Source organism: Paraburkholderia tropica (assembly GCF_014171495.1).
GTDB lineage: Bacteria > Pseudomonadota > Gammaproteobacteria > Burkholderiales > Burkholderiaceae > Paraburkholderia > Paraburkholderia tropica.
Genome location: NZ_CP049137.1, coordinates 1,342,157 through 1,368,745, shown reverse-complemented (window position 1 = coordinate 1,368,745; position 26,589 = coordinate 1,342,157). Strand labels below are relative to the sequence as shown.

The 26,589-nt window shown below is 65.0% G+C and carries 20 protein-coding genes; 15 read left to right on the top strand and 5 right to left on the bottom strand.

Annotated elements, in window-relative coordinates; all coding sequences use genetic code 11:
- Positions 1-38 precede the first annotated feature (38 nt).
- Together G5S35_RS36265 and G5S35_RS36260 are read left to right on the top strand one after the other, a co-directional pair.
- The gene (locus G5S35_RS36265; RefSeq protein ID WP_183040235.1) at positions 39-1,346 is read left to right on the top strand and encodes a M20 family metallopeptidase; all 1,308 of its coding nucleotides are present in this window, start codon (positions 39-41) and stop codon (positions 1,344-1,346) included.
- 32 nt (positions 1,347-1,378) lie between these two features.
- Complete coding sequence (locus tag G5S35_RS36260; RefSeq protein WP_080180418.1) at positions 1,379-2,056, top strand: trimeric intracellular cation channel family protein; 678 nt, start codon at positions 1,379-1,381, stop codon at positions 2,054-2,056.
- A gap of 16 nt (positions 2,057-2,072) precedes the next feature.
- Here the strand turns inward: G5S35_RS36260 and G5S35_RS36255 are convergent, their stop codons facing one another.
- The 4 genes from G5S35_RS36255 to G5S35_RS36240 all read right to left on the bottom strand — a co-directional run bounded on the left by G5S35_RS36255 (position 2,073) and on the right by G5S35_RS36240 (position 6,549).
- A complete protein-coding gene (locus tag G5S35_RS36255) occupies positions 2,073-3,398 on the bottom strand; it encodes an MFS transporter (protein WP_237181845.1) in 1,326 nt (441 codons plus the stop codon).
- A gap of 108 nt (positions 3,399-3,506) precedes the next feature.
- The gene (locus G5S35_RS36250) at positions 3,507-3,887 is read right to left on the bottom strand and encodes a BON domain-containing protein (RefSeq protein ID WP_065059210.1); all 381 of its coding nucleotides are present in this window, start codon (positions 3,885-3,887) and stop codon (positions 3,507-3,509) included.
- 49 nt (positions 3,888-3,936) lie between these two features.
- Complete coding sequence (locus tag G5S35_RS36245; RefSeq protein ID WP_183040234.1) at positions 3,937-5,154, bottom strand: porin; 1,218 nt, start codon at positions 5,152-5,154, stop codon at positions 3,937-3,939.
- Between the two features lie 174 nt (positions 5,155-5,328).
- Positions 5,329-6,549 (bottom strand): M20 aminoacylase family protein, encoded by a 1,221-nt coding sequence (locus G5S35_RS36240; RefSeq protein ID WP_176080711.1) that lies wholly within the window; start codon positions 6,547-6,549, stop codon positions 5,329-5,331.
- A 143-nt stretch (positions 6,550-6,692) separates the two neighbouring features.
- On the opposite strand from G5S35_RS36240, the gene G5S35_RS36235 reads away from it, so the two are divergent.
- The 5 genes from G5S35_RS36235 (at position 6,693) to G5S35_RS36215 (ending at position 15,004) form a co-directional block, all read left to right on the top strand.
- Positions 6,693-7,628, top strand: coding sequence for a LysR family transcriptional regulator (locus G5S35_RS36235; RefSeq protein WP_074986832.1), 936 nt, complete (start codon positions 6,693-6,695; stop codon positions 7,626-7,628).
- A 398-nt stretch (positions 7,629-8,026) separates the two neighbouring features.
- Positions 8,027-9,130, top strand: coding sequence for a porin (locus G5S35_RS36230; RefSeq protein ID WP_065059214.1), 1,104 nt, complete (start codon positions 8,027-8,029; stop codon positions 9,128-9,130).
- A 156-nt stretch (positions 9,131-9,286) separates the two neighbouring features.
- Positions 9,287-11,836 carry a glucose/quinate/shikimate family membrane-bound PQQ-dependent dehydrogenase gene (locus G5S35_RS36225; protein ID WP_183040233.1) on the top strand — a complete coding sequence of 850 codons (2,550 nt, stop codon included), beginning with the start codon at positions 9,287-9,289 and terminating at the stop codon, positions 11,834-11,836.
- A gap of 487 nt (positions 11,837-12,323) precedes the next feature.
- Entirely contained in the window at positions 12,324-13,364 is a 1,041-nt protein-coding gene (locus G5S35_RS36220; protein ID WP_183040232.1) for a porin, read from the top strand.
- Positions 13,365-13,489: 125 nt separating this feature from the next.
- Positions 13,490-15,004 (top strand): MFS transporter, encoded by a 1,515-nt coding sequence (locus G5S35_RS36215; protein ID WP_237181844.1) that lies wholly within the window; start codon positions 13,490-13,492, stop codon positions 15,002-15,004.
- 29 nt (positions 15,005-15,033) lie between these two features.
- On the opposite strand, the gene G5S35_RS36210 is transcribed toward G5S35_RS36215, so the two are convergent.
- Entirely contained in the window at positions 15,034-16,068 is a 1,035-nt protein-coding gene (locus G5S35_RS36210; protein WP_110328949.1) for a LacI family DNA-binding transcriptional regulator, read from the bottom strand.
- 218 nt (positions 16,069-16,286) lie between these two features.
- On the opposite strand from G5S35_RS36210, the gene G5S35_RS36205 reads away from it, so the two are divergent.
- From G5S35_RS36205 to G5S35_RS36170, 8 genes are all read left to right on the top strand, one after another.
- Positions 16,287-17,453, top strand: coding sequence for an ABC transporter ATP-binding protein (locus tag G5S35_RS36205; protein WP_124261660.1), 1,167 nt, complete (start codon positions 16,287-16,289; stop codon positions 17,451-17,453).
- A 154-nt stretch (positions 17,454-17,607) separates the two neighbouring features.
- On the top strand, positions 17,608-18,870 hold the full coding sequence (locus G5S35_RS36200) for an ABC transporter substrate-binding protein (protein ID WP_183040231.1): 1,263 nt from the start codon (positions 17,608-17,610) through the stop codon (positions 18,868-18,870).
- A 104-nt stretch (positions 18,871-18,974) separates the two neighbouring features.
- Entirely contained in the window at positions 18,975-19,880 is a 906-nt protein-coding gene (locus G5S35_RS36195) for a carbohydrate ABC transporter permease (protein WP_065059221.1), read from the top strand.
- Between the two features lie 18 nt (positions 19,881-19,898).
- On the top strand, positions 19,899-20,750 hold the full coding sequence (locus G5S35_RS36190) for a carbohydrate ABC transporter permease (RefSeq protein ID WP_065059222.1): 852 nt from the start codon (positions 19,899-19,901) through the stop codon (positions 20,748-20,750).
- Between the two features lie 70 nt (positions 20,751-20,820).
- Positions 20,821-22,788 carry a beta-galactosidase gene (locus G5S35_RS36185; protein WP_183040230.1) on the top strand — a complete coding sequence of 656 codons (1,968 nt, stop codon included), beginning with the start codon at positions 20,821-20,823 and terminating at the stop codon, positions 22,786-22,788.
- Positions 22,789-22,939: 151 nt separating this feature from the next.
- Positions 22,940-24,103: a glycoside hydrolase family 53 protein gene (locus tag G5S35_RS36180; RefSeq protein WP_183040229.1), complete on the top strand. Its 1,164-nt coding sequence runs from the start codon at positions 22,940-22,942 to the stop codon at positions 24,101-24,103.
- A gap of 417 nt (positions 24,104-24,520) precedes the next feature.
- Positions 24,521-25,198 (top strand): response regulator transcription factor, encoded by a 678-nt coding sequence (locus tag G5S35_RS36175; RefSeq protein WP_065059225.1) that lies wholly within the window; start codon positions 24,521-24,523, stop codon positions 25,196-25,198.
- 5 nt (positions 25,199-25,203) lie between these two features.
- Complete coding sequence (locus G5S35_RS36170) at positions 25,204-26,571, top strand: sensor histidine kinase (protein ID WP_183040228.1); 1,368 nt, start codon at positions 25,204-25,206, stop codon at positions 26,569-26,571.
- Positions 26,572-26,589: the final 18 nt, after the last annotated feature.

The window sequence follows — 26,589 nt, the reverse complement described above, 5'->3', positions numbered from 1 at the left end:
CTATTCCGTATCCGAAGCCGTCATTGAAGGAGTCGCCCATGTCCATTCCGGTCGCCAATCCAGTGTCCAAGGCGGTTTCCAGGCCGCTCGTCGAAACCGTCGCGCCTGCCGTCGACGCCTTGTTGCCCGAGCTCGAAGCCGTCTACAAGGACTTGCACCAGCATCCCGAACTCTCGATGCAGGAGTTCCGCACCGCGAAGATCGCCGCCGATTACGTGGAAGCGCTCGGCTATGAAGTCACGCGCGAGGTGGGCGTGACCGGCGTCGTGGCGATCCTGCGCAACGGCGAAGGCCCGACCGTGATGCTGCGCGCCGACATGGACGCGCTGCCCGTGACCGAAGGGACCGGCCTGCCGTACGCGAGCAGCGTCACGGCGAAGGACGACGAAGGCGTGCAGGTGGGCGTCGCGCACGCCTGCGGCCACGATCTGCACGTCACCTGGCTGATGGGCGCGGCGCGCCTGTTCGCGCAGCATCGCGACGCGTGGCGCGGCACGCTGATGTGCGTGTTTCAGCCCGGCGAGGAAGTCGGGCGCGGCGCGCGCAGCATGATCGACGACGGCATGATGGCGCGCTTTCCGAAGCCCGACGTGATCCTCGGCCAGCACGTGATGGTGGGCGCGGCGGGCACGGTCGGCTATCGCAGCGGCACGATTCTCTCGGCCGGCGACAGCCTCAAGGTCAAGCTGTTCGGGCGCGGCTCGCACGGCTCGCAGCCGCAGACTTCGATCGATCCCGTCATCATGGCGGCCTCGACGACGCTGCGTCTGCAGACCATCGTCTCGCGCGAGATCTCGCCGCGCGACAGCGCCGTGCTCACGGTGGGCGCGCTGCAGGCGGGCACGAAGGAAAACATCATCCCCGACGACGCCACGCTCAAGCTCAACATGCGCACTTACGACGAGGACGTGCGCGAGTACATGCTGGGCGCGATCCGCCGCATCTGCTGCGCCGAGTGCATGGCCTCGAACGCGCCGCGCGAGCCGGAATTCACCACGCTGTCGAGCTATCCGCTGACCGTCAACGACGACGCCACGACGGCGCGTCTGCGCAGCGCCTTCGAAGCGCGTTTCGGCGCGCGCGCCTATGAAACGCAGCCCGCGGCGGCGAGCGAGGACTTCAGCGTGTTCGGCCGCGAATGGGGCGTGCCGTACGCGTTCTGGTTCATCGGCGGCACCGATCCCGAGACCTTCGAGAAGGCGAAGACCGCGAAGAAGATCAACGAGATTCCGAGCAACCACTCGCCGAAGTTCGCGCCGGTGCTCGACGGCACCTTGCGCACCGGCCTCGAAGCGATGCTGTGCGCCGCCGCCGCGTGGCTCGGCCACGAAAGCGAGGCCGCATGAGCCTGGCGCTGGGCGCGCACGTGGGCGCGCATATGAACGCCCACACGGCCTATACCGTGCTCGATCTGATCGGCACGTTCGCGTTCGCGATCTCGGGCGCCGTGGCCGCGCGGCAGCGGCGGCTCGATCTGTTCGGCATCGTCGTGGTGACGTTCATGGTGGCGTGCGGCGGCGGTATCGTGCGCGATGTCTGCATCGGCGCGATTCCGCCCGCGGGGCTGTCGAACTGGGCGTATCTCGCGGTCTCGCTGCTCGCGGCGGCGCTGACCATCGCAGCCTATCCGCAGGTGCGGCGGCTGCGCCATCCGGTGCTGTTCTTCGATGCGATCGGGCTCGGGCTGTTCGCGGTCGCGGGCGCGCAGAAAACGTGGATCTGGACCAACAGCGCGGAGACCGCCATCGTGCTCGGCATGGTGAGCGCCGTGGGCGGCGGCGTGCTGCGCGACATTCTGCTCTCGCGCGTGCCCGCGATTCTCGAACGCGAGATCTACGCGTCGGCGGCGCTGCTGGGCGCTTCGGTGCAGATGGGGCTCACGTACTTCGACTGGTCGTCGTTCTGGACGCCGTGGGTGGCTACCGCCGCCTGTGTCGCGCTGCGGCTCGCGGCGCTTTACTACGGCTGGCGTTTGCCGGTGTTTCAGACGCGCGACCTCGTGAAAAAGCCGCCGCGCAAAGCGGCGGCCGACGAGGCCTCGCAGGACGCGCACTGAGGCGCGTCATGCATGCTCAGTGCGCGGTTGCGGTCTTTTCCTCGAACAGCATCAAACCCGCGAGGCTGATGATCCCGCAGCCGAACACGTACCACGCGGGCGCATAGAAACTGCCCGTCGCGCGCCACAACGCGCCGACGGCGAGCTGCGCGAAGCCGCCGAACAGCGTCACGCCCACGGCGTAGATGATGCCGAGCGAGGTCGCCCGCACCTCGGGTCGCAGCGCTTCGAGCATCATCAGAAAACCGGCCGGGCTCGTGAGCGTCATCAGGCCGACCAGCACCAGCACGACCGCCAGCACCGTGCCCACCGAAGGCCACGCGGCAATCGCGGCGAAGGCCGGAAACAGCAGCGCGAGCGAGACGAGCGAACCGGCGGCGAGCATCGGCTTGCGGCGCTTGACGCGATCCGCGAGCCGACCGGCCAGCGGCGAGCCGACCAGCAGCACCACGCCCGCGATGCCGCCGCTGGCCGAGGCGGCGGCCGTCGGCATATGCAGCGTCAGCGCGAGAAATGCGGGCAGGAAGAACACGATGGTGTACATCGTGCCGGTCGCGCCGATCACGAGCATGGTGCCCGCCACGATCTGGCGCAGCGGCAGCTTGCGGCGCACCGGAGCGGCCGCGCGGCCGTTCGTCTGCGAAGCGGAGACGGCATGCGCGGGCAAGGTATCGTCCAGACGCGAGCGCATCCAGAAGCCAATGGGCCCGATCGCGAGCCCGACCAGAAACGGCACGCGCCAGCCCCACGCGACCAGTTGCTCGTGCGTCAGCGACTTCGAGAGCAGCACCGCGATCAACGCGCCCGCGAGCGCCGCGCCGCCCTGGCTCGCCATCTGCCAGCTCACCAGCCTGCCGCGCTGACCTTCGCGGCCCGCTTCCATCAGCAGCGTGGTGGCCGCGCCCACTTCGCCGCCCGCCGAAAAGCCTTGCAGCAGACGCCCGAGCACGATCAGCGCGGGCGCGGCGAGGCCGATCTGCGCGTAAGTCGGCGCCAGGCCGATCAGCCCGGTGCCGAGCGCCATCAGCAGCACGGTGAGGATCAGCGCGGGCTTGCGTCCCGCGCGGTCCGCGTAAGCGCCGATCAGCACGCCGCCGAGCGGTCGCACGACGAAGCCGACGCCGAAGGTCGCGAGCGACATCATCAGCGAGGTGAGAGCGTCGTGCGCCGGAAAGAACAACTGGCCGATCAGCGCCGAAAAGAAGCTGTAGACGGTGAAGTCGAAGAACTCCAGACCGTTGCCGAGCGCGGCGGCGAGCACCATCGAGCGCTTCGTGCGCGTGGCCGAAGCGTCCGGTGCTTGCGTTGCGCCCGAGGCGGCGCGTTGGTGTGCGACGTTCATGATGAAACCTTGTTCGGATGACAAGACCGGCGAGGGCGCCGGATTAAAGCCAGGTTGAAGCCAGGTCAAAGCCGGAGCTACGCGCGTGGCTCCGTTCAAACACGGGCGTTACTGACTGCCCTTGATGCCTTCGCCGTCGCGGATGGTGATCTTCGTCGTCACCGAGCGCACGCCGCTCACGCCTTGCGCGATCGACGTCGCGAAGTCGATCTGCTTCTGGTCCGCGACCACGCCCGTGAGCGTCACGTCGCCGTCGTGCGCGCGCACGCGGATAAACGTCGCCTTGAGCCCCTGCTTGCGCGCCGCGCGCAGTGCGTGACGCACGTCGTTGGCGAGTGCGCGGTCGGCGGCTTTGCTCGTGGCGCTCGTCGCCGGATGCATCGAGGCCGCGCCGGTCTGCGACGCGTTATCGCCCTGCGCGTGGGCGCTCAGGCTCGCGGCCACGCAGAGCGTGGCGGCGGCGAGGCGCAAAAAGATTCGCTGTTTCATGTCAGGTCTCCACGTTGATATTCGATCGTCCAATTCGCTGAAGTGCGGCTCAGAACTTGTGATACATGCCCACCAGCACGAGATGCGGCGACTGATACGCCGTCGTGCCTTCCGAGCCCGTATAGCTCGTCGCGATGTTGTCGACGGTCGGCTGCATCGTCGGATATTTGCCGTACGTCGGCGTCGTGCCGGTGTTGTGGATCAGCGAGCCGCGCACGTAAAGCGCCGTGCGCTTCGAGAGGTTGTAGTCGTAGCCGAGCGTCACGCCGTACGAATGGCTGCCCGCGCCCGCCACGTCGCGATACGCGAGTTCCATGCGGAAATCGTTGCGCTGCAGGTAGCGATAGAGCGCGCCCAGCGTGTAAAGCGAGGCCACGCGGTCGCCTTCGAGACGCGGCGCGAGGAAGCTGTAGCCCGCCGACAGCACGTAGTTGCCGCGGTCGTAGAGCAGGCCCGCCGCGAAGTTGTCGGTGCGCACGTACTGCGAGGTCGTGAGCGCGTTCAGGCCGTAATTGCCGATATAACTGAGCGTGCCGAACAGATGGCCGTCGAAGTAATTGAGCGCGATGGATTTGGTCTGGATGGTCGGCGCTGTCGAGCCCGCGTCGTGCAGCGCGAGCGCCACCTGCGCGTTCAGCGGCCCGAACCACGGCGACGAATAGCTGACCGCATTGGTGAGGCGCGCCGCTTCGAAGCTCGCGCCGGGACCGAGATCGTAGGTCCACGCGGTGAGATACGCGACCGTCGAAACGGTGCCGACCTGGCCGAACACGTCGACGAACAGCGGCACGCCGACGTCGTCCTGCAAGCCGAACTTCAGCTCGCCGGTTTTCGCCGAGCCGATGCCCACCCACGCCTCGCGATTGAACATCGTGTTCGTGCTGCCCAGTTTGCCGGTCGCCGCGTCGAAGCCGTTTTCGAGCGCGAAGCGCACGCGATAGCCGCCGCCCAGATCTTCCACGCCGTACAGGCCGATCTTCGAGGTCCATTCACCGCCGCTCTGCTGCACGAAGGCGGTCTGCGCGCCCTTGGTGAAGCCGATCGACTGGTCGACGGCGCCATAAAGGCGCACGCCGGGCGTGTAGGCGCCGGTCGTCGCGTAAGGGATGCCCTGGAAGTAGTCGAGGAGAAACAGATCCGAGGTCTGTGCGAGCGCCGCGTGCGAGGCGCCGCCGAGCGCCGTGGCGCAAACGAGCAGACGCGCGGCGCGCGTGGTCCGCGCGCGCCGGGGTTCGTGGGAAGACGACGTCTTGCTGCTTGCTGACATTGTTATTAGCTCTTCAGGTTGGTCAGAAACTGCGGGGAAAGCGGTGCGCGCGGGCGAGAAGCGGAATGCGGCGCCGCCGTCGGTCCATCGATCAGGAATCCGTATCAAGTCGTGGTGATCCGGGCGAGCCGCACGAACGCGGCATCGCATGGGTCATCGCACAGGGAATGAACCTCAGCTCGCGCGCAGATACCGCTGCGTGAGCGCCACGAACCACGCCGCGCCGTAGGCGAGGGCGTCGTCGTTGAAGTCGTAGCCGGGGTTGTGCACCGAGCAGCCGCCCACGCTGCCCACGCCGTTGCCGATCAACACGTAGCAGCCGGGCAGCACCTCGGTCATCCACGAGAAGTCTTCGCTGCCCATTACGGCGTCGGGCATCATCGTCAGGCCGTGCGGGCCGACCAGCGACTCGATCGCGTCGATGGCGAGCAGCGTGGCGTTGCGCTCGTTCACGAGCGGGCGCGAGATCGCGTGATAGTCGACCGTGGCCGTCGCGCCGTACGACTGCGCCTGCAACTCGGCGATCGTGCGGATGCGCGCTTCGAGCAGGTTGCGCGTCTCGCTGTCGAGCGCGCGCACCGACAGTTGCAGCGTCGCCGTTTCGGGAATCACGTTGCCCGCCTTGCCCGCGTTGATCGCGCCCACCGTCACCACGGCGGCGCGCGTGGGCTCCACGTTGCGCGCGACGATGCTCTGCAAGGCCATCACGATGCTCGCCGCCGCCACCACCGGATCGCAACCCAGTTGCGGCATGGCGCCGTGCGCGCCGCGTCCCGTCACGGTGATCGTGACCGAGTCCGACGACGCGAGCATGCAGCCGTGGCGCACCGCGAAGTGGCCCACGGGCACGCCGGGCGCGTTGTGCAGCGCGAACACCTGATCGCACGGAAAGCGCTCGAACAGACCGTCGGCGATCATCTTCGACGCGCCGCCCAGGCCTTCCTCGGCGGGCTGGAAAATCAGGTTGAGCGTGCCGTCGAAATCGGCGCTGGCGAGGTGATGCGCGGCGGCCAGCAGCGTGGCCGTATGGCCGTCGTGGCCGCAGGCGTGCATGGTCTGCGCGACGGTGCTCGCGTAGGGCAGGCCGGTGCTTTCCTGAATGGGCAGCGCGTCCATGTCGGCGCGCAGACCGATCGCGCGCGTCGAGCTGCCGCGACGCAGACGCCCGACCACGCCCGTGCCGCCCACGCCCGTCGTCACCGCGTAACCCCATTGCGCGAGTTTTTCGGCGACGATCTGCGACGTGCGCGTCTCCGCGAAGCCCAGTTCGGGATGGGCGTGAATATCGTGGCGAATCGCGATAAATGGCTGCTGTTGCTCGCGGATGGCGTCGATCAGGTCGGCGCGCTCGGGTGCGGTGGCGGCTTGGCTGGCTTGCGGGATTTGCTGCGTCATGTCCTTGTCCTGGAGTCAGGGTGCGGTCGGCCGTGGTTGCCGTGTGCTGCAACGGCCGCATTTGTTACAGACTAAGGACGATCGGTCGAAATAAAAAAGCAAAAATCGGCATGCCGATAACCGATGGTAATATCCACCGCATCATGAAAATCCACCAACTGAGAGCGCTGGTCGAGATCGCCGCCACGGGCACCATCAACGGCGCGGCGCGGCGGCTGCACGTGACGCAGCCCGCCATCACCAAGGCCGTGCGCGATCTGGAGGACGAGTGCGGCGTGCGCCTGTTCGAGCGCAATCCCTGGGGCGTGGTGCCGACCGCCGAAGGCGAGGCGCTGTTGCGGCGCTCGCGCACGGTGCTGCGCGAGCTGGAGCGCGCCCAGGAAGATCTCGCGCATCTGAAGGGCCAGCGCGAAGGGCGGCTGGTGATCGGCGTGACGCCGATCGCGGGCACGGCGGGTCTCGCCGACGCCTTCGCCGACTTTCGGCGTCACTGGCCGCTCGTGACCGTCGAGTTTCGCGAGCTGGGCTTCAACCAGTTGCGCGAGCAACTGAGCAACCGCACGCTCGATCTCGCGTTCGCTGCGTTTCCGGCCAATCCCGCCGAGCAGGATCCGGAAGCGGTCAAGACGCTGTTCGCGTTCGATTCCGTGTTCGTGACGCGCGCGCAGGGTGCGTTCGCGCGCGCCACGTCGCTCGCACAGTTGCAGGACGCCGAGTGGATTCACACCGACGCCACCGACCATTATCCCGAGCGCATCCGCGCGATGTTCGAGGGCGAAGGGCTTGCGCCGCCGCGCCGCGTCACGCGCTGCACCTCGTACGGGCTGCTCTACGGGCTCGCGCTGAGCAACGACGCCGTGTTCGCCTGGACGCGCCACACGCTCGAAACGGCGGAGCTGGGCCGCGCCTTCGTCGAACTCGCGCTGCCGCAGCGTCCGCCGCCGCTGCAGCTCTATCTCTACTCGCCGCCCGAGGCGCAGCTCACGAAACCGGCGGAATATTTTGTCGACTGCATCCTCGCCGTGGCCGCCGAACGCGTGCGCACGGGCCGCGGCGGCACGGTGCTGCCCGGCGCCTGACGCTGCGCCAATCTGCCTCTTCTCAACGCGCTTGAAATAGAAAAGTAAGGTACGCAACGTGCTGTCGGTGCGCGCTCGCGCGGCCGTGAGCGCCCGCTGCGTGCGGGTTTTGCCCAATTGCGCAATTTTCAATGCACATTTTGCCGCAGGCTGTTATAGTCGCGCCCCGCTGCAACCAGCCAGAAAGCACCTTTCCGGATGACGCGCTATATTTTTTAGACGCCATGTGCCTGGCCGGTTCGCATTGCACCCCTGCGTTGCCGCCGGGCGCCGCGTAAAGCAACCCTGCGGTGCGGATGGATCGGCCCGTTTGCGTTCTCGCCCATGTCTGGTCAGGCACGGCGGGCAGCGCCCGGACGGCACGGACAAACGAAAGAAGAATCCACCTGGGAGCTGACGTGAAATATCAACTGGGCGCACTCGTGCTGCTCGCAGCCAGTTCGGCGGCATCGGCGCAATCGAGCGTGACGCTGTATGGCCGCGTGGACGGCGGCATCGAATATCTGAATCACATTGCAAATGGCAACGGCGGCACCTCGAGCCGCTGGAGCGCGGAAGGCGGCGACTGGGGCACCAGCATGCTCGGCATGAAGGGCACCGAGGATCTCGGCGGCGGCACCAGCGCGCTGTTCGACCTCGAAACCGCGCTGCAGATCATGGACGGCACGTCCGGCGGCGGCAAACTGTTTTCGCGCCGCGCCTATGTCGGTTTGAAGAACGACACCTGGGGGCAAATCCAGGCCGGTCGCAATCTCTTCATCGACAGCGACGGCGTATGGGAATTCGACCCGTTCGTGCAGCAGGCCGTGTCGTCGGCGTCGCTCGTGCGCGGGCGCAACTGGCAGCAGACCAGCAATAACGTCGAGTACCACAGCCCGGTGTGGAACGGCTTCGACGTGCAAGGCCAGTACGCCTTCGGCAACCAGACGAGCGGCTTCAACAATGGCGCCGACGGCGACTTCGGCCGCTCGGACGGCGTCATGCTGACGTACCACTCGCCGCTGTTCGACGTGCGCGGCATCTACGACGAACTGCGCGACTCCAACGGCCGCTTCTCCAACATCTTCACCGCCTCGCGCGAATACTTCGTGGGCGGCAACCTGCGCATGCAGAAGTGGAAGATCCAGGCGGCCTACACGCATTACAGCGCGCCGGATTCACCGGTTGGCGTGGCCGACTCGGCCGATCACTACTGGCTCGGCGCGACCTATCAGGCCACGCCGAAGTGGGCCGTCACGGCGGCCGGCTTCTATATTCATGTAGGCGAGGGCAGCGGCGACATTTCGCACGACCCGGGCAGCCACGCGATGCTGTACGCGCTCGGCACCACCTACAACCTGAGCAAGCGCACGTTCCTGTACGGCACCGTCGCGTACGTGGACAACAGCAAGAACGGCAACTTCTCGGTGTTCGCCACGCCGCGCGATTCGAGTTCGCCGACCAGCCCGAACGTGGGCGAGTCGCAGACCGGCGCGTACGTCGGGATGATGCACGTCTTCTAAAGGCTTTTTTCGCGGAGTGTTTTTCCGCATTGCCGGCCACTCCGGGCGTAGCGGAGTGGCTGGACGACTCGCCGGCGTTCGCGCCGGCGCGCCTCGCCGCCGGCTTCGTGTGAAAGACGAGGCAAGCGGCGTCCTCAAAAGAAGGTTGAGATCATCATGTCCAGATCCAGAGAATCATCATCGCCGGGGTTCATCGGCGTCATCACCCTAATCTTTATTGCGCTCACGTCGCTCTATCTGCTGATAGGCGGCGCGTACCTGCTTTCGCTCGGCGGCTCGGCGTACTACGTCATCACCGGCGTCCTGCTGCTCGGCGTGACGTGGCTGCTGTACCGCCGCCGCGCCTCCGCGCTCGTGCTCTACGCGCTCGTGCTCGTGGGCACCGCGATCTGGGCGCTGTGGGAGTCGGGTCCCGACTTCTGGGCGCTCGCACCGCGCTCGGGCGTCCTCGTCGTGTTCGGCGTGTGGCTGCTGCTGCTCGTGAGCTGGCGTCTCGAAGCGCCGCGCAAGCTCGGCGTGCAGACGCTCGTCGGCTCGCTCGTGATCTGGGCGGGCGTGCTCGTGTACGCCTGCTTCAACGATCCGCAGACGGTCAACGGCACGCTGAACGCGTCGACCGGCACGCCGGCCGCGCATGTCGACGGCATCGCGCCGTCCGACTGGCCCGCCTATGGCCGCGACCAGCAAGGCACGCGCTACTCGCCGCTGCAGACCATCACGCCTGACAACGTGAAGAACCTGCAGGTGGCCTGGACCTTCCGCACGGGCGACCTGAAAGGCCCGAACGATCCGGTCGAGATCACCAACGAGGTGACGCCGATCAAGATCGGCAACCTGCTCTACCTGTGCTCGCCGCACCAGATCCTGTTCGCGCTCGACGCGCAAAGCGGCCAGCTCAAGTGGAAGTTCGATCCGAAGCTGCAGCCGGACCCGTCGTTCCAGCACGTGACCTGCCGTGGCGTGTCGTACGTCGACCTGTCGGCGAGCGCGCAATCGGACGATTCGGCTGCCACGGCCGCGCCGGCGCAAGCCGCCGCATCGGACGCCGCCGCATCGGACGCCGCCGCATCGGACGCCGCCGCTTCGAGCGCGACCGCTGCCGCCTCGGGCGCTTCGGCCACCGACGCCGCCGCACCGGCCAGCGACGCACCGGCCACGCTCGCCGCCGCTCCGGCCGCGAACGCCGCCTGCACGCGCCGCATCTATCTGCCGGTCAACGACGGCCATCTCTACGCACTCGACGCCGAGACCGGCGCGCCGTGCCCGGAGTTCGGCGATAACGGCAAGCTCGATCTGCAGCATGCGATGCCGGTCACGACGCCGGGCATGTACGAGCCGACGTCGCCGCCGATTATCACCAGCAAGGTGATCGTGGTCGCGGGCGCAGTCGAGGACAACTTCTCGAACCGCGAACCGTCGGGCGTGATCCGCGGCTTCGACGTGCGCACGGGCAAGCTCCTGTGGGCCTTCGATCCGGGTGCAGCCGATCCGAACAAGATCCCGGGTCCGGGCGAGCACTACACGTGGAACTCGCCGAACTCGTGGGCGCCGGCCGCCTATGACGCGAAGCTCGACATCGTTTATCTGCCGATGGGCGTGCGCACCCCGGACATCTGGGGCGGCGACCGCACGCCGGAGATGGAGCGCTACGCCAGCGGCCTGCTCGCGCTGCACGCATCGACCGGCAAGCTCGCCTGGTTCTACCAGACCGCGCACCATGACCTCTGGGACATGGACATGCCGTCGCAGCCGACGCTCGCGAACATCACCGACAAGGACGGCAAGACCGTGCCGGTCGTGTACGCGCCGGCCAAGACCGGCAACCTGTTCGTGCTCGACCGCCGCACCGGCGAGACCGTCGTGCCGGCGCCCGAACTGCCGGTGCCGCAAGGCGCCGCGCCGGGCGATCACACGTCGCCGACGCAGCCGTTCTCCGAACTCACGTTCCGTCCGAAGAATCTCCTCACGGACAAGGACATGTGGGGCGCGACGATGTACGACCAGCTGGTCTGCCGCGTGATGTTCCACAAGCTGCGCTATGAAGGCACGTTCACGCCGCCTTCGCTGCAAGGCACGCTCGTGTTCCCGGGCAACCTGGGCATGTTCGAGTGGGGCGGCATTGCACTCGACACGGATCGTCAGATCGCCATCGCCAACCCGATCGCGCTGCCGTTCGTCTCGCGTCTGATCCCGCGTGGTCCGGGCAATCCGCAGGAACCGCAACCGGGCGCGAAGGGCAGCGGTACGGAATCGGGCATCCAGCCGCAGTACGGGATTCCGTTCGGCGTGACGCTCAACCCGTTCCTCTCGCCGTTCGGTCTGCCGTGCAAGCAGCCGGCATGGGGCTACATCTCGGCCGTCGACCTGAAGACCAACGAGATCGTGTGGAAGAAGCGTATCGGCACCGTGCGTGACAGCTCGCCGATCCCGCTGCCGTTCAAGATGGGCATGCCGATGCTCGGCGGCCCGATGGTCACGGCCGGCGGCGTTGCGTTCATCGGCGCGACGGCGGACAACTATCTGCGCGCGTTCGACGTGAACAACGGCAAGCAGCTCTGGGAAGCCCGCCTGCCGGCAGGCGGCCAGGCCACGCCGATGACCTACTCGGTCAACGGCCGCCAGTTCGTGGTGATCGCCGCGGGCGGCCACGGTTCGTTCGGCACCAAGCTGGGCGACTACGTGATCGCTTACGCACTGCCGCAGTAAGGGCGAGGCGATAGCAGAAGGCGCGGCGCGGCCGGCCGGAAACGCTCAGATCGAGCGTGACCGTCCGGGCGCGCCGCGCTTTTTTCATGCGTTTTTCGCAGGTGTTTCACGGGGCCTTCCGTGCGCCCGAAGCGTTTGTGGTATTTGTACCAACCGGTTAATTTACGGATCGCGATGCGATTTCGCTGCGGTAAAATGCGGCGCTTTCGTGGAAGCGCTGGCAGGCTGGCAGGCTGGCTGGCGAGCGCCGATGCCAGTATTCAGTAGTCGAAACGAGTCGTTTGATACGATGAGTCCGCCGGAACAGGCAGCATCTCCCGCCGCGTGAATCGCGCGGCCTGACATGCGGCTTCTCCCGCCATTCCCACCGCGCGCCGCGCAGCCACGCACGCGCCGTTTTTCTGTTTCCCGTATGCATTCAAGCTTCCGTGCGCCGTTCGGCCCGCACCGGTCTGTCTCACGCGCGCGCGTTTGCGAGCGCCGCCTGATGCCGTTCGCGCAGTTCGCTCCGCGCGCGTTCTCCGCTTTCACCGTTTGCGTCGCACTGGCCACGCATGCCGGCGACGCCCACGCGCAAAGCTCAGTCACGCTCTACGGCGCAATCGACACCAGCATCGAAATCACCAATCCGGGCGCGGGCTATGTCGCGCGCATGGATTCGGGCGCGTATCGCGGCTCGCGCATCGGCCTGCGCGGCGCGGAAGATATCGGCAATGGCGTGAAGATTCTCTTCGACCTGGAGAATGGTTTCGGTTCCGGCGACGGCACCTACGCCGTGGCCAACACGATCTTCAATCGTCAGGCGTGGATCGGCCTCGGCACGCCGTACGGCACGCTGCGCATGGGCCGCCAGTATTCGCCGATCTACATCCCGTTCAAGGGCGGACTCGACGCGTTCGGCGCGGGCACCATCGCCTCGGGCCTGAACAATCTCTCGAAGATCACGCCGTACGAGAGCAACGCGATCACGTACCTGTCGCCGGAGTACCACGGCTTCTCCACGACGATCATGGCCTCGCTGCGCAGCGCGAGCGACGGGGACGGCAACGGCCTCGCTGGCCACATCGAAACCTTCGCGTACCACGACGGCCCGTTCCGCATTTCATATGCGCATCAGCAGACGCACGGCTCGGGCGCGTTGCGCGCGAACCTCGGCGGCATCTCGTACGTCTACGGACCGGTCACGGGCTTTCTGTCGTTCTTCAACGGCGACGGCGGTACGCCGCGCTATCACAACGACGGCGTCTCGGTGTCCGCGCGCTATGCCGTCAGCGCGCGCTTTCGCGCCTCGCTCGGCTACACTTATATGCGCGACCGCAAAGGTGGCGGCGATAACGCCGACCAGTTCAGCGCCGCCTGCGAGTACGATTTCTCGAAGCGCGTTCTGCTCTACGCGAGCGCGGGCTGGCTGCGCAATCGCGGCGAAGGCGAGATGACGCTGCGCGGCGTGAACGTGACGGGTCTGACGCCATCATGGCCCGGTGCGACCGTGCGCGGCGTGCAGTTCGGCATGATCGACCGCTTCTAGACACCTTATCTTTTCATTTCAACGCGGCGCCAGCAGAGGCGCCCAGGGGAGAGCGTGACGCACAGCATCGTTGGCGGGTCTCCGGTTTCTACTCGCGGTGCGCGCGTCCATGACGGAGCGCGCCGGTGAGATTGCGCGCGCTGCCTGACTTTTCGCCACTGCGCATATTCTTCTTCACGGTCGCGTTAGGCGGTGCGGCAGGCGTGGACTTCGTCGCCTCGTCGATGATGGGTATCGCCGGCACGCACATCCGCGGCGGCGTGCACGCCTCACCCGAAGATTTTCTCTGGAGCATGACCTCCTATGCCGCGATGGCGAGCGTGGCGAATCTCATGCTCGCGCGCATCGCGCGCCACACCAGCTATCGTTCGTTCACAGTAATCGGGCTGATCATCGCGATCGTCGGTTCGCTGCTGTGCGCGCTCAGCGAAACGCCGTTCGAACTCGCGATTGCGCGCGGCGTGCAGGGCCTCGGCGCGGGCGGCCTGTTCGCGGCCTCGCGCATCATCATGCAACTGTTGGCCACGCGTGACGAACGCGGAGCGCTTTACTTCGGCTTCAACATCGGCTCGCAGGGACTCCTCGCGATCACGCCGTGGCTCGCGGCCGAACTCGTTGAAAGCGCCGCATGGCAAATGGTGTTCGCCATCCAGGTGGTGCTCGCGCTCGTGGTGCTGGTGCTCGTGCTGCTGACGTATCCGCGTCGCGTGCCGCCCCCGGGCGGCCTCTGGGCACTCGACATCGATCCGATGGACTGGACCGTGGTGATTCTCTTCAGCCTCGGCGCGATGGTGCTCATGCATGGACTCGGCGACCTGCGCTTCTACGAATTCGCGAGTTCCCCCGCCGTTGCGCTCACGCCGCTGCTGGGCTTCGCGCTGATCGGCGCCGCATTCGTGCGGCTGCGCAGCGAGTCGAAGCTCTGGCTCGATCCGCACGCGCTGCTCGGCCGCCGTTTTCTCATCGGCATTCTGTTTTACGCGATTTACTATTTCCTCAACGGCCTCTGGAATTATCTGATTCCGACGCTGTTGCAAAGCGGTTTCGGCTTCGGTTTTCAGGTCACGGGCGCGGCACTCACTTGGGCGTCCACCGTGAGTCTCGGCGCAATGATGTGCTTTTCGCTGGTCGCGCCCAGGATGTTCGGCCGACGCCGCTATATCGCGTTCGGTTACGTGCTCTTCTCGGCCGCGCTGTTGATGCTTTCGCTGCGCACGATGAGCGGCGCATCGATGGCGGCGATCCTGCCCGCGCTCCTTTTGCAGAGCTTGACCGTGCCATTCGTGATGGCGCAGGTCGCGGGCATGACCTTCGTCGATTTCGACGAGGACGATTTCCAGGACGCCTACGCCTTCAAGAACATCGTGCGCCAGATCGCGACCGCGAGCGGCACCGGCGCGGCGAGCCTGTGGCTGCAATATGGCGAGACGGTTGCGCGCACACACCTCATCGAGCGCATCACGCCGTTCGATCTGGGCGGCGTGCCGCCGATGCCCGAGATGATGCGCATGGCCACCGCGCTGCAAACCCAGGCGACGCTCGTGGCCAGCGCGAATCTGCTCTCCTGGCTGGCGGTGTTCTGCGGCTGCGTGGCCGTCATTGCACTGTTGATTCGCTGGCGCACGACTCCTGTCGCCTAGGCGTCGACGCAGATAGTTCGGCATCCGTATTATTTAGAAGCCGCGCGACGCGCGCGCTTTCTCACCGGCCCGGTAGAATCGCGCACGACGAGTTGAGGCTGCGGCCCGATCGCCATCGACGGCGCCTGCACCGGCTCGCCGATCAAACGGATCAGGCTGCTGATCGACAGTTCCGCCACGGCCTCGGTCTGGATCGCGACGGTCGTGAGGGCGGGGCGCACCTGATGCGCCAGCTGGATATCGGTAATGCCGATGACCGATACATCGCCGGGCACTGCCAGCCCCATGCCCACCAGCGCCTGGATCGCGCCGATCGCGAGCAGGTCGTTCGACGCGAAGATCGCGGTAAGTTCGGGGTGCGCCGCCATCAGCGTCAGGCAGGCCGCGTGGCCCGCGTCGATCGAGTCGCGCACCTGCAATTCGGCGGCCGCGCAGGCCACGCCGCCTTCGGCGAGCGCCGCGTGAAAACCGTCCGAACGCGCGTCCTGCAGGCCACCGCAACCGTCGCCGATCAGCATGCCGATCTTGCGGTGCCCGAGTTCGAGCAGATGCTGCGCCGCAAGCCTGCCCGCGCGCGCGAAGTCGACCGCCACGCAGGGCAGCGCGGGCGGTTTTTCCGGGTGCTCCCACATCGCCAGCAGGATCGGGCCGTTGTGCATCGCAGAGATGCACAGCTCGTTCATGGCGATGTCGGTGTTCATCACGAGCACGCCGTCGGCGAAGGTGCCCGCGATCTGGTTGAGGTAGGCGCGGCCGATCTGCGCGTCGTCGTCGGTGTTGCAGACCATCAGGAAATGACCGGCCTTGCGCGCCGCGCGCTCGGCCGCCAGCACGAACTCCGGATAGAACGGGTTGGCGATGTTCGAGAGCATCAGCGCGAGCGTGGACGAGCGGCCCTGCGCGAGCGCGCGCGCGTTGAGGTTGGGCCGATAGCCGAGTTCGGCGATCGCCTTGAGCACGCGCTCGGCCGTCTCCGGGCGGACCTTCTCGCGATTGCGCAGCACGTTCGAAACCGTGGCCGCGGTGACGCGGGCGTGCCGCGCGACTTCTGACAAGGTGACCATGGGCTGCCTTTGTTGTGTCGTTTCCCACATTCAGGGACTGCGACTCAAATGTTGCAAGCCGCCGGGGGAATTTGATAATTTTCACCCACACCATGCCGGGAAGGCGATGAGCGCAGGGAATCTCCGCACAGCAATTTAAGCGGTTAAATGCCCGATGCACAAGCCCCCGGCCATATTTATAGCGTAGAATTTAAGCGCTTAAATCCGGAGGAGACAAGATGGCGACGATCCAGTTATCGAACGTCGGCAAGCAATACGGCGACCACGCGCCCGTGATCCGGCGCGTCGATCTCGAGATTGGCCACCACGAATTCTGTGTATTCCTCGGCCCGTCGGGCTGCGGAAAATCCACCTTGCTGCGCATGATCGCGGGCCTCGAAGAGGTAACCGAAGGCGAGCTGCGCATCGGCGGGCGCGTCGTCAACGACGTGCCCGCGGCCCAGCGCGGCGCGGCGATGGTGTTCCAGAGCTACGCGCTGTTCCCGCACATGACGGTGTTCGAGAACATGGCCTTCGGCCTGAAGATCGCCAAGGTGCCGAAGCCCGAAATCGAGCGCCGCGTGCTCGACGCCGCGCGCAGCCTGCAACTCGACACGCTGCTCGACCGCCATCCCAAGGCGCTCTCGGGCGGCCAGCGCCAGCGCGTCGCGATCGGCCGCGCGATCGTGCGCGAGCCCGGCGTGTTTCTGTTCGACGAACCGCTTTCCAATCTCGACGCCGCGCTGCGCAGCCACACCCGCGTGGAAATCGCGCGTCTGCATCAACGTTTCGACAATGCCAGCGTGGTCTACGTCACGCACGATCAGGTCGAGGCGATGACGCTCGCCGACCGCATCGTGCTGCTGCATGCGGGCGCGGACATGGAGAAGTACGGCAGCGTCGCGCAAAGCGGTGCGCCGCTCGATCTCTATCACCATCCGAAGTCGCGCTTCGTGGCGGGCTTCATCGGTTCGCCGCGCATGAATTTCATCGATGGCACGGTCGACGCCGTGAGCGAGCAGGGCGTGCGCGTCGCCTTCGCGGGCGGCAACGACACGCTGCTTGCGAGCGTCGACGGGCGCGGTCTGCAACGCGGCGAGCGTGTGACGCTGGGCGTGCGGCCCGAGCATCTGCGTCTCGATGGCGAAGGTCAATCGATCTCGGGCGCGACCGTGCTCGCCGAGCGTCTGGGCGAGCACAGCTATCTGCACGCCGATCACGCCGCCGGCACGCTGGTGGCGAAGGCGCCTGGCGACACGCCTATCGGCGTGGGCGAGCGGCTGCGCATTCGCGTGCCCGCCGACGCCTGCCATCTGTTCGACGCAGCGGGTCTCGCGCGCAAGCGGCTGGCTGTTGCGCGCACACACGCCGATGCGGGTTCGGCGGCGGCCGCAGCGCTGATCTGATAAAAACGCGCTCGCGCGTAGTCAGCTTTACCCCGCCGCGAGAGCGGGGCGAGTTTCACAGGCAAGCACACAGGTAAACAAGCAGTGAAGCAGTCAACACGCACGCAGTAACCGCATGCAAGACGAGCAAACAACGCACATCTGGAGACAAAACATGTTCGCACAACGCTTCCGCAGCTTCGGCACGCTCGCGCGCGCCACGGCGGCCGTGACGCTGGTGGCCGCCACGCTCGCGAGCGCCGGCGCCGACGCGGCCACGCTCACCGTCAACGTATCGGCGCGCGGCAATCAGCGCTCGACCTGGCAAGACGCTTTCGACAAGTTCAAGAAGGCCAATCCCGACGTCGACCTCAAGGTGTCGTACGTGACCGAAGAGGCCTACAAGGTGCAGATGAGCGGCTGGCTCGCGACCGATCCGCCCGATGTGGTGTCGTGGCACGACGGCGAGCGCATGGCGTATTACGCGCAGCGCGGCCTGCTCGAAGACCTCTCGTCCGACTGGGCGAAGAACGGCTGGAACGAGCAATACGCTTCGGTGAAGGAAGCGTCGACGTACAAGGGCAAGCAGTACGCCGCGCCGCTCGGCTATGACGCGTACGGCTTCTTCTATCGCAAGGACCTGTTCCAGAAGGCCGGCATCAAGGAAGAACCGAAAACGTGGGACGAATTCCTCGACGCCTGCAAGAAGCTCAAGGCCGTCGGCGTGCAGCCGATCGCCGTCGCCGCGCGCGACAGCTGGACGCTCGCTGCGTGGTTCGACTATCTGGATCTGCGCATCAACGGCAACGCGTTCCATCAGCAATTGATGGCCGGTGAGATTCCCTACACCGACCCGCGCGTGAAGAAGGTCTTCACCGCCTGGAAGACGCTGATCGACAACCACTACTTCATGGACAACGCGCTGTCCTACGACGTCGATTCGATCGCGCCGGTGCTCGTGAACGGCAAGGCCGCGATGATGCTGATGGGCACGTTCTTCTCGGCCAGCTTCCCGGCCAACATGAAGCAGGACGTGGGCTTCTTCCGCTTCCCGATCATCGACGCCAACGTGCCAACCGCCGAAGACGGTCCCGTGAACGTGCTGCTGGTGGCCGCGAAGGCGAAGAACAAGGCCGACGCGCGCCGTCTGCTCGCCTTCATGGAATCGCCGCAAATCAACGCCGATCTCGCGCGCGGCTGGGGCCAGCTGCCGTCGAACAACAAGGCGGCCGAGCCTGAAGATGCGATCTCGAAGGTCGGCTTCCAGACGCTCGCGAACACGAAGGGCGGCATCGCGCAGTTCTACGACCGCGACATGCAGAAGGAAATGGCCGACGAAGGCATGAAGGCCATGCAGCAGTTCTATTCCGATCCGACGCAGATCGACGCGCTGCTCGCGCGACTCGAAACCACGCGTCAGCGCATTTACCACAAGTAAATCGCACGTCATTGCATGACGGCCGGCGGCGCGCAGCCGCCGGCCCGCCACGCAAATCTTCATTCGCTTGATTCGTCATCCGTAATAAATAGCGAGGCCTGAACATGTCCGATACCGTAGCGCGCCCCATGGGGGCGGCGCGGCCGCGTCGCGCTTCCACGTCGCGTCGCCAGCAGAATCGCGCCGCGTTGTATTTCCTGTTGCCAGGCGGCGTGCTGTTTACGCTTTGCGTGATCTACCCGATTTTCAGCAGCATCGCGCTCAGTTTCTATAACTGGGACGGCATGACCGAAAAGACGTTCGTGGGCCTCGCGAACTACATCGAGTTATTCCAGACCGACACGTTCTATACGGCGCTCAAGAACAATCTGCTCTGGCTCGTGCTGTTCCAGCTCGCACCGCCCGTCGGCCTGATGTTCGCGCTCTATCTGAATCAGACGGTGCGCGGTATTCGCATCGTGAAGTCGCTGTTTTTCGCGCCGTTCGTGCTCTCGGGCGTGGTGGTGGGTCTCGTGTTTTCGTGGTTCTACGATCCCACGTTCGGTCTGCTGCGCCTGATTCTGGGCCACGGCGTGCCGGTGATCGGCGATCCCAAGCTCGTGACCTACGGCATCATCTTCGCCGCGCTGTGGCCGCAAACGCCGTTCTGCATGGTGCTCTATCTCACGGGCCTTACGTCGATCAATCCGGAAATTGTCGAAGCCGCGCGCATGGAAGGCGCGAAGGGTTTCAAGCTTTTCTGGCACGTGATTCTGCCGCAATTGCGTCCCGTCACGTTCATGGCGATCGTGCTGACCGTGATTGGCGCGCTGCGCAGCTTCGACCTGATCGCGGTGATGAGCGGCGGCGGTCCGTTCGACAGCTCCACCGTGCTCGCCTATTACATGTACGACCAGGCCATCAAGTATTACCGCGAAGGGTATTCGGCTTCGATCGCCGTCGTGCTGTTCGCCATCATGCTGGTCTACATCGTGTTCCATCTGCGCCGCATGCTGCGCGAAGAACACTGAAACAAGGGAGTTGCCTTTATGTATCCGCTTCCCGTCCAACGCTGGAAACCCGCGAATCGCGCGCTCTATAAACTCTCGCTGCCCATCGCGCTCGTGATCTGGCTGCTGCCGATGCTGGCCGTGCTCGTCACCTCGATCCGCTCCACCGAAGAACTCCAGCAAGGCGATTACTGGGGCTGGCCGAAACATTTCGCCTTGTTCGATAACTACGGCGCGGCGCTCACGCAAACGCCCATGCTGCATTACTTCGCCAATAGCGTGCTCATTACCGTGCCTTCGGTGATTGGCGCAATCGTCTTGGCGTCGATGGCGGGCTTCGCGCTTTCGACCTACAAATTTCGCGGCAATACCGCCGTGCTGTTCGCCTTTGTTGCGGGCAATTTCGTGCCGATCCAGATTCTCATGATTCCGGTGCGCGATATGGCGCTGCGCGTGGGCCTCTACAACACCGTGTGGGCGCTGATTATTTTTCACGTCGCGTTTCAAACGGGTTTCTGCACGCTGTTTTTGCGCAATTTCATCAAGCAGTTGCCATTCGAATTGATCGAAGCGGCGCGCGTGGAAGGCGCGAGCGAATGGACCATTTACTGGCGTATCGTCATGCCGCTCGTGCGGCCCGCGCTCGCCGCGCTCGGCATTCTGGTGTTCACCTTCGTGTGGAACGACTACTTCTGGGCGCTCTGTCTCACACAGGGCGACGACGCCGCGCCGATCACCGTGGGCGTGGCCGCGCTGAAAGGGCAGTGGACCACGGCGTGGAATCTCGTGGCGGCCGGCTCGGTGCTCGCGGCGCTGCCTTCCGTGCTGATGTTCTTCGCCATGCAAAAGCATTTTGTCGCGGGTCTCACCTTCGGCGCCAGCAAGGGCTAAACGAATCCTCGCTGGTGTCGAAGGTGCTTTTTCCGCTGTTCAACGTTTAACCGTACCGGGTTTTTCACTCATGCAAATCGGAGTCTGCTACTACCCCGAACAATGGCCGCGCACGATGTGGGCCGACGACGCGCGGCGCATGGCCGAACTCGGCATTTCGCACGTGCGTATCGCCGAATTCGCGTGGAGCCGCATGGAGCCGCGCAAGGGCGTGTTCGACTGGACGTGGCTCGATGAAGCGATCGAAACGCTCGCGGCGCGCGGCCTGAAACTCATGCTCGGTACGCCCACGGCGTCGCCGCCGAAATGGCTTGTCGATTCGATTCCCGACATGCTGCCGGTGCGCGCGGACGGCACGCGCTGGAATTACGGTTCGCGACGCCATTACGACATCGCCAGCGTCGCGTATCGCAAGGAATGCGAGCGCATTACGGAAGCGATGGCGCAGCGCTATGGCCGGCATCCCGCCGTGGTCGCGTGGCAAACCGATAACGAACTCGGTTGCCACGACACGGTGCCGAGCTATTCGGCCGCCGCGCAGCAGCGTTTTCAGGCGTGGCTCGCGCAACGCTACGGCAGCATCGAGGCGCTCAACGAAGCGTGGGGCAACGTGTTCTGGAGCATGGAGTACCCGTCGTTCGAGACGGTCGGTCTGCCCGTGCTCACGCCTACGGACGCCAATCCCTCGCATCTGCTGGACTTCCGCCGCTACATGTCCGACGAAGTGGCGAGCTTCCATCGCGAGCAAGCCGAGGTGCTGCGCCGTCACGCGCCGGATGCGGACGTGCTGCACAATTTCATGGGTTTTTTCACGACCTTCGATCACTACGAATTCGCGGCGAACAACGCCATCGACGTGGCGACGTGGGACAGTTATCCGATCGCGCGTACCGAAGTGATCGGCGTGCCGGAAGCGGACAAGGCGCGTTATGCACGCACCGCGCATCCCGATGTGTCGGCGTTCGATCACGACCGTTATCGCGCGATTGGCGCGGGCCGTTTCTGGGTTATGGAGCAGCAGGCCGGTCCGGTGAACTGGGCGCCGTGGAATCCGGTGCCCGCGAAGGGCATGGTGCGCCTGTGGGCCTATGAGGCCTTCGCGCACGGCGCGGAACTCGTGTCGTATTTCCGCTGGCGTCAGTGCCCGTATGCGCAGGAACAGATGCATTCGGGCCTCAATCTGCCGAATAACGAACTCTCGCCGGGCGGCGAGGAAGTGGCGCAGGCCGCGCGCGAAATCGCGCTGAGCGAGACCTTGCGCACGCTCGGCGCGCCCGCACCTGCCGCCGTCGCGCTCGTGTTCGACTACGAGACGCAATGGATGTTCGAGATTCAACGCCACGGCGTGGGTTTCGATTATCAGACGCTCGCGTTCGACTATTACAGTGCGCTGCGCGAGCAAGGCCTCGACGTCGATATCGTCTCGCGTCACGCGGATCTCTCTGCGTACCGCCTCGTCGTGGTGCCGTCGCTGGCCGTGCTCGACGACGCGTTTATCGCCAAGGTCGAACAGAGCGACGCGCGCTGGCTGTTTGGCCCGCGTACCGGCTCGAAAACCACGCACTTCGCGATTCCCGGCAATCTGCCGCCGGGGCCGCTGCAACGCGTGCTGCCGCTGCAGGTGCTCGAAGCGGAATCGCTGCGGCCCACGCTCGCGCCCGCGCTGTCGCTCGGCGACGTAAGCGGCGCAGCTTTGCACTGGCGCGAACACGTGCGTGCGAACGAAGGCGCGCAGGTCGACGCCACGTTCGAGGACGGCTGGCCCGCGCTGCTGTCGAGCGGCCGCGTGCAATACGCCACGGCGTGGCTCACGCACGATCTGCATCGCGCGCTGCTCGGTGCGGCGGCACGCGCGGCCGGGCTCGATACGCAGACGCTGCCCGAAGGCGTGCGTCTCGCGCGTCGCGGCGGCTTGAGCTTCGCGTTCAACTTCGGCGAAGCGCGCGTGCGTGCGCCTGCGCCCGAAGGCGCGCAGTTCGTGCTCGGCGCTCCGGAACTCGCGCGCGGCGATGTCAGCGCGTGGCGCGATCCGCGCTGAGTCGAGGCGAATAACGGAGCCGAGCTGAGCTGACCCGGCACGTCGGGCGTATCGGAAGCATCGTATGCATGGATGATGCCGCTATGCCCGGACCATCAGGCGGACCGTCGCAGCGTTCGCATGGCCCGCCGCATAACAAGGAGGAGCACAGATGAATCGAAGAGACATGCTGTCCTGGCTGGCCTGCACGGCGCTCGCGTCGGGCGCCTCGCTTCCGGGCCTCGCGCGCGCAGGCGAAACGGAAAACGGGGCGCGCGAAGCACCCGGTGAGCACCTCGCGATGGGCGCCGACGTATCGACATTGCTCGAACTCGAAGCGAACGGCGCACGCTTCTACGATCATGGCAAAGCCGACGACTGCCTGCGCATCTTCAAGCGTCATGGCCTGGACGCCATCCGCATCAAAGTCTGGAATGATCCTGGGAATCCTGATTATTTCCCGGCGAATCAAAGTCCCGCCACGGGCTACAACAATGCGAAGCACGTGCGCGTGCTCGCACGCCGCGCCGCCGAACTCGGGCTGCGCGTGCTGATCGACTTCCATTACAGCGACTGGTGGGCCGATCCGGGCAAGCAGTATCCGCCTCACGCATGGGCCGGCAAGGATCTCGCGCAGACCTGCGATCTGCTCGGCGAATACACCACGAGTGTGCTGCACATGCTACGCGAAGAAGGCGTGCGACCCGAATGGGTGCAGACGGGCAACGAGATCACCGGCGGCATGCTCTGGCCGCTCGGCAAGTACGATCAATGGGACAACCTCGCGACGCTGCTGAAGACCGCGCACGACGCGGTGAAGTCCGTCGATCCGAATATCAAGCACATGCTGCATATTGACAGCGGCGGCGATAACGCCAAGAGCCGCTGGTGGTTCGACAGCGCCGTGCAGCGCGGTGTGAATTTCGACCTGATCGGGCTTTCGTATTATCCGCAATGGCAAGGCTCGCTCGACGACCTGCAGAACAACGCCAACGATCTTTCCGCGCGCTATGGCAAGGACATCATCGTGGTGGAAACGGCGTACCCGTGGACCACGAGCGACGGCGACGCGGAGCCCAACGCAATGACGAATACCGGCACCGCGACGTTCCCGCCTTCTCCGCAAGGCCAGTCGCAATTCTTCGCGGCGCTGACGAACGTGGTGAAGAGTATTCCGGACGGGCGCGGCAAGGGCATCTTCTGGTGGGAGCCCGAGTGGATTCCCACGCCTGATGTCGGCTGGAAAGTGGGCGGCGGCGATCAGTGGGACAACAACACGTTGTTCGACTTTCACGGTCACGCGCTTTCGTCGATCGACGTGTTCAAGACGCGCTAGCGTAGCGTGGCGCGGCGGCCGCGAAAACGGCGCCGCGCCGGCCTTGTCGGGCTTCACCTTCGCCTCGCCGATAAGGCATTCGTCTCATCAATCGCGGCAGCTCGCCGCCGATTCACCTGCTCCAATGCGACGTATTGTCGCCTGCCGCGGTCTCGATCCCGCGCCTGGGCGACATGGCGTCCATTCGGCCTGATTCCCGCGTCGTGGCGCTCGCGCCGTCGGTGGCATACTGCGCCCGCGCGCCGCCGCTTCGCTTGCGTCCGTTTCCCCACGCGCCTGTCCGCGCCTACCTAAAGGATTCTTCATTCTCGCCAATTTCGCCTTTGCGATACTGGCTGAAAAGGCGGGCTGTAAAACACGAGCGCAAAACGGGGTGATCGGCGTCCCCCATCTATCAGGCTGGAACCAGGTTGGAGCATGAGCAAAATTCTCACGATTGAAGACGATCCCATCGTTGGCAGGGACATCACGGAAGAACTCACCAACGCGGGTTTCGAGGTCGAGTGGGCGCGTACGGGCGCGGAAGGCATTGCACGTGCGCTCAGCCCGGAGTTCGACGCCATTACGCTCGATCGCGTGCTGCCCGGCATCGACGGTCTCACGATCGTGAAGACCATACGCAGCGTCGGCATCGAAACGCCGGTGCTGATGATCAGCGCTCTCAGCGACGTGGACGAGCGCGTCACCGGCCTGCTGGCAGGCGGCGACGATTACATCGCCAAGCCGTTTTCGGCCACGGAAATGCGCGCCCGCATTCAGGTGCTGTTGCGTCGAAGGGGACGTCTGCAGCAACAGGTGATCACGACACTGAAAGTCGAAGACCTCGAAATCGACCTGATCGCGCGTTCCGTGACACGCGCGGATATCGAAGTCAATCTGCCGCCCGTCGAATTCCGTTTGCTCGAATATCTCGCGCGCAATTCCGGACAGGTGGTGACGCGGACCATGATTTTTCAGTCGGTGTGGGACATGCACTTCGATCCGGGCACGAATCTGATTGAAGTCTATATCGGCAATCTGCGCAAGAAAATCGACCGGGCTGGCCTCAAGCCGCTGATCAAGACGATCCGCGGATCGGGATATATGCTTGGATGAGCCGTATGAAGATGAGCCTATGGCGCAGCGCGATTTTCCGGCTGCTGTTGATTTACGGATTCGTGTTTGCAGGCTCGATGTCCGGCGTCGTGTATATGAATTACTGGAATTCCGCTTCTTATACGGCGACGCAGGCGGATTACAACATTGCCTGGCAGTTCGCGTATTTCTCGGCGCTGCCAGTCGACAAGGTGCCGATGCAGATCGCGGCCCATATTCGCAGCGAAGTGCGCCGTCCGGTCAACTTTTACGGACTGTTCAGCGATAACCATCGGCATATCGCGGGCGACATTCTCGCTTTTCCCTCCAGGGTGCAGCCGGACGGCGAGGGCGTCTGGAGCAAACCCCTACTCGCCGAGCAGGCCACCGCGCTACCCGATTACATGCGCACGAAGGCGATGAAACTGGAGAACGGCGACATCCTGGTCGTCTCGCGCGACGTCGACGAAATGTCCCGTTTGCGCGCCTATATGCTGGGCGGACTCGCATGGAGCGCGGCTATTGTCGTGCTCGGCGGACTGGCGATTGGCATTCTCGTGTCGACTTCGCAATTGCGTCGTGTCAGCGACGTACGCCGCGTCGTGCAACAGATCACGCGCGGCGACTTCGAGGCGCGTCTGCCCGAAGCGGGGCGCGACGAGATTGCATGGCTCTCGACCATGGTGAATCACATGCTCGACGAAGTGTCGCGGCTCATGCATGAAGTGAAAGGCGCAAGCGACGGCATCGCACACGATTTGCGCACGCCCGTCATTCACATTCGCTCGCTACTGGCGCGTATTCAGGGCAATGAATTGTCTTCGTCGCACGCGCAATTGCTGGAACAGGCGCGCGAAGAAACCGAAGACGTGCTGCAGCGTTTTGCAGCGATCATGCGGATCTCCGAAATCGAATCGATGAAACGCAAAAAAGGTTTCAGCGATGTCGAAATCGAGGCGTTGTGCCGTAAAGCCGCCGATCTTTATCAGCCGGTCGCGGCTGCGAACGGTCTGAATTTTTTGGTGGATCTGCGCTCGCGCGCCACCATCCGCGCCGATTATCCGCTGATGTTCGAGGTGCTCGTCAATCTGCTCGACAATGCGATCAAATTCACGCCGGAAGGCGGCACGGTATTGCTGAGTGTGGTGGACGGCAGCGATGGCCCGACCATTGTGGTCTCCGATTCCGGTCCCGGCATTCCCGATACCGAACGCACAGCGGTCTTTCAACGCTTTTATCGCAGCGACCTCACCAGCGTCGTGCCGGGCTCGGGGCTGGGCCTTTCGGTGGTGCAGGCCGTGGTTCGCTTGCACGATTTCGGCCTGACGCTTACGGATGCGCATCCGGGTCTCTGCGTCCGGCTCGATTGCTGGATGCAATTCAAGCGTGACTGAATGGACGACGGAGGAGAG

Excerpts from the sequence above, each read along its gene's own strand:
- G5S35_RS36265 (WP_183040235.1), top strand. The coding sequence starts at position 39 with ATGTCCATTCCGGTCGCCAATCCAGTGTCCAAGGCGGTTTCCAGGCCG.
- G5S35_RS36260 (WP_080180418.1), top strand. The coding sequence starts at position 1,379 with ATGAACGCCCACACGGCCTATACCGTGCTCGATCTGATCGGCACGTTC.
- G5S35_RS36255 (WP_237181845.1), bottom strand. The coding sequence starts at position 3,398 with ATGAACGTCGCACACCAACGCGCCGCCTCGGGCGCAACGCAAGCACCG.
- G5S35_RS36250 (WP_065059210.1), bottom strand. The coding sequence starts at position 3,887 with ATGAAACAGCGAATCTTTTTGCGCCTCGCCGCCGCCACGCTCTGCGTG.
- G5S35_RS36245 (WP_183040234.1), bottom strand. The coding sequence starts at position 5,154 with ATGTCAGCAAGCAGCAAGACGTCGTCTTCCCACGAACCCCGGCGCGCG.
- G5S35_RS36240 (WP_176080711.1), bottom strand. The coding sequence starts at position 6,549 with ATGACGCAGCAAATCCCGCAAGCCAGCCAAGCCGCCACCGCACCCGAG.
- G5S35_RS36235 (WP_074986832.1), top strand. The coding sequence starts at position 6,693 with ATGAAAATCCACCAACTGAGAGCGCTGGTCGAGATCGCCGCCACGGGC.
- G5S35_RS36225 (WP_183040233.1), top strand. The coding sequence starts at position 9,287 with ATGTCCAGATCCAGAGAATCATCATCGCCGGGGTTCATCGGCGTCATC.
- G5S35_RS36220 (WP_183040232.1), top strand. The coding sequence starts at position 12,324 with ATGCCGTTCGCGCAGTTCGCTCCGCGCGCGTTCTCCGCTTTCACCGTT.
- G5S35_RS36210 (WP_110328949.1), bottom strand. The coding sequence starts at position 16,068 with ATGGTCACCTTGTCAGAAGTCGCGCGGCACGCCCGCGTCACCGCGGCC.
- G5S35_RS36205 (WP_124261660.1), top strand. The coding sequence starts at position 16,287 with ATGGCGACGATCCAGTTATCGAACGTCGGCAAGCAATACGGCGACCAC.
- G5S35_RS36200 (WP_183040231.1), top strand. The coding sequence starts at position 17,608 with ATGTTCGCACAACGCTTCCGCAGCTTCGGCACGCTCGCGCGCGCCACG.
- G5S35_RS36195 (WP_065059221.1), top strand. The coding sequence starts at position 18,975 with ATGTCCGATACCGTAGCGCGCCCCATGGGGGCGGCGCGGCCGCGTCGC.
- G5S35_RS36190 (WP_065059222.1), top strand. The coding sequence starts at position 19,899 with ATGTATCCGCTTCCCGTCCAACGCTGGAAACCCGCGAATCGCGCGCTC.
- G5S35_RS36185 (WP_183040230.1), top strand. The coding sequence starts at position 20,821 with ATGCAAATCGGAGTCTGCTACTACCCCGAACAATGGCCGCGCACGATG.
- G5S35_RS36180 (WP_183040229.1), top strand. The coding sequence starts at position 22,940 with ATGAATCGAAGAGACATGCTGTCCTGGCTGGCCTGCACGGCGCTCGCG.
- G5S35_RS36175 (WP_065059225.1), top strand. The coding sequence starts at position 24,521 with ATGAGCAAAATTCTCACGATTGAAGACGATCCCATCGTTGGCAGGGAC.
- G5S35_RS36170 (WP_183040228.1), top strand. The coding sequence starts at position 25,204 with ATGAAGATGAGCCTATGGCGCAGCGCGATTTTCCGGCTGCTGTTGATT.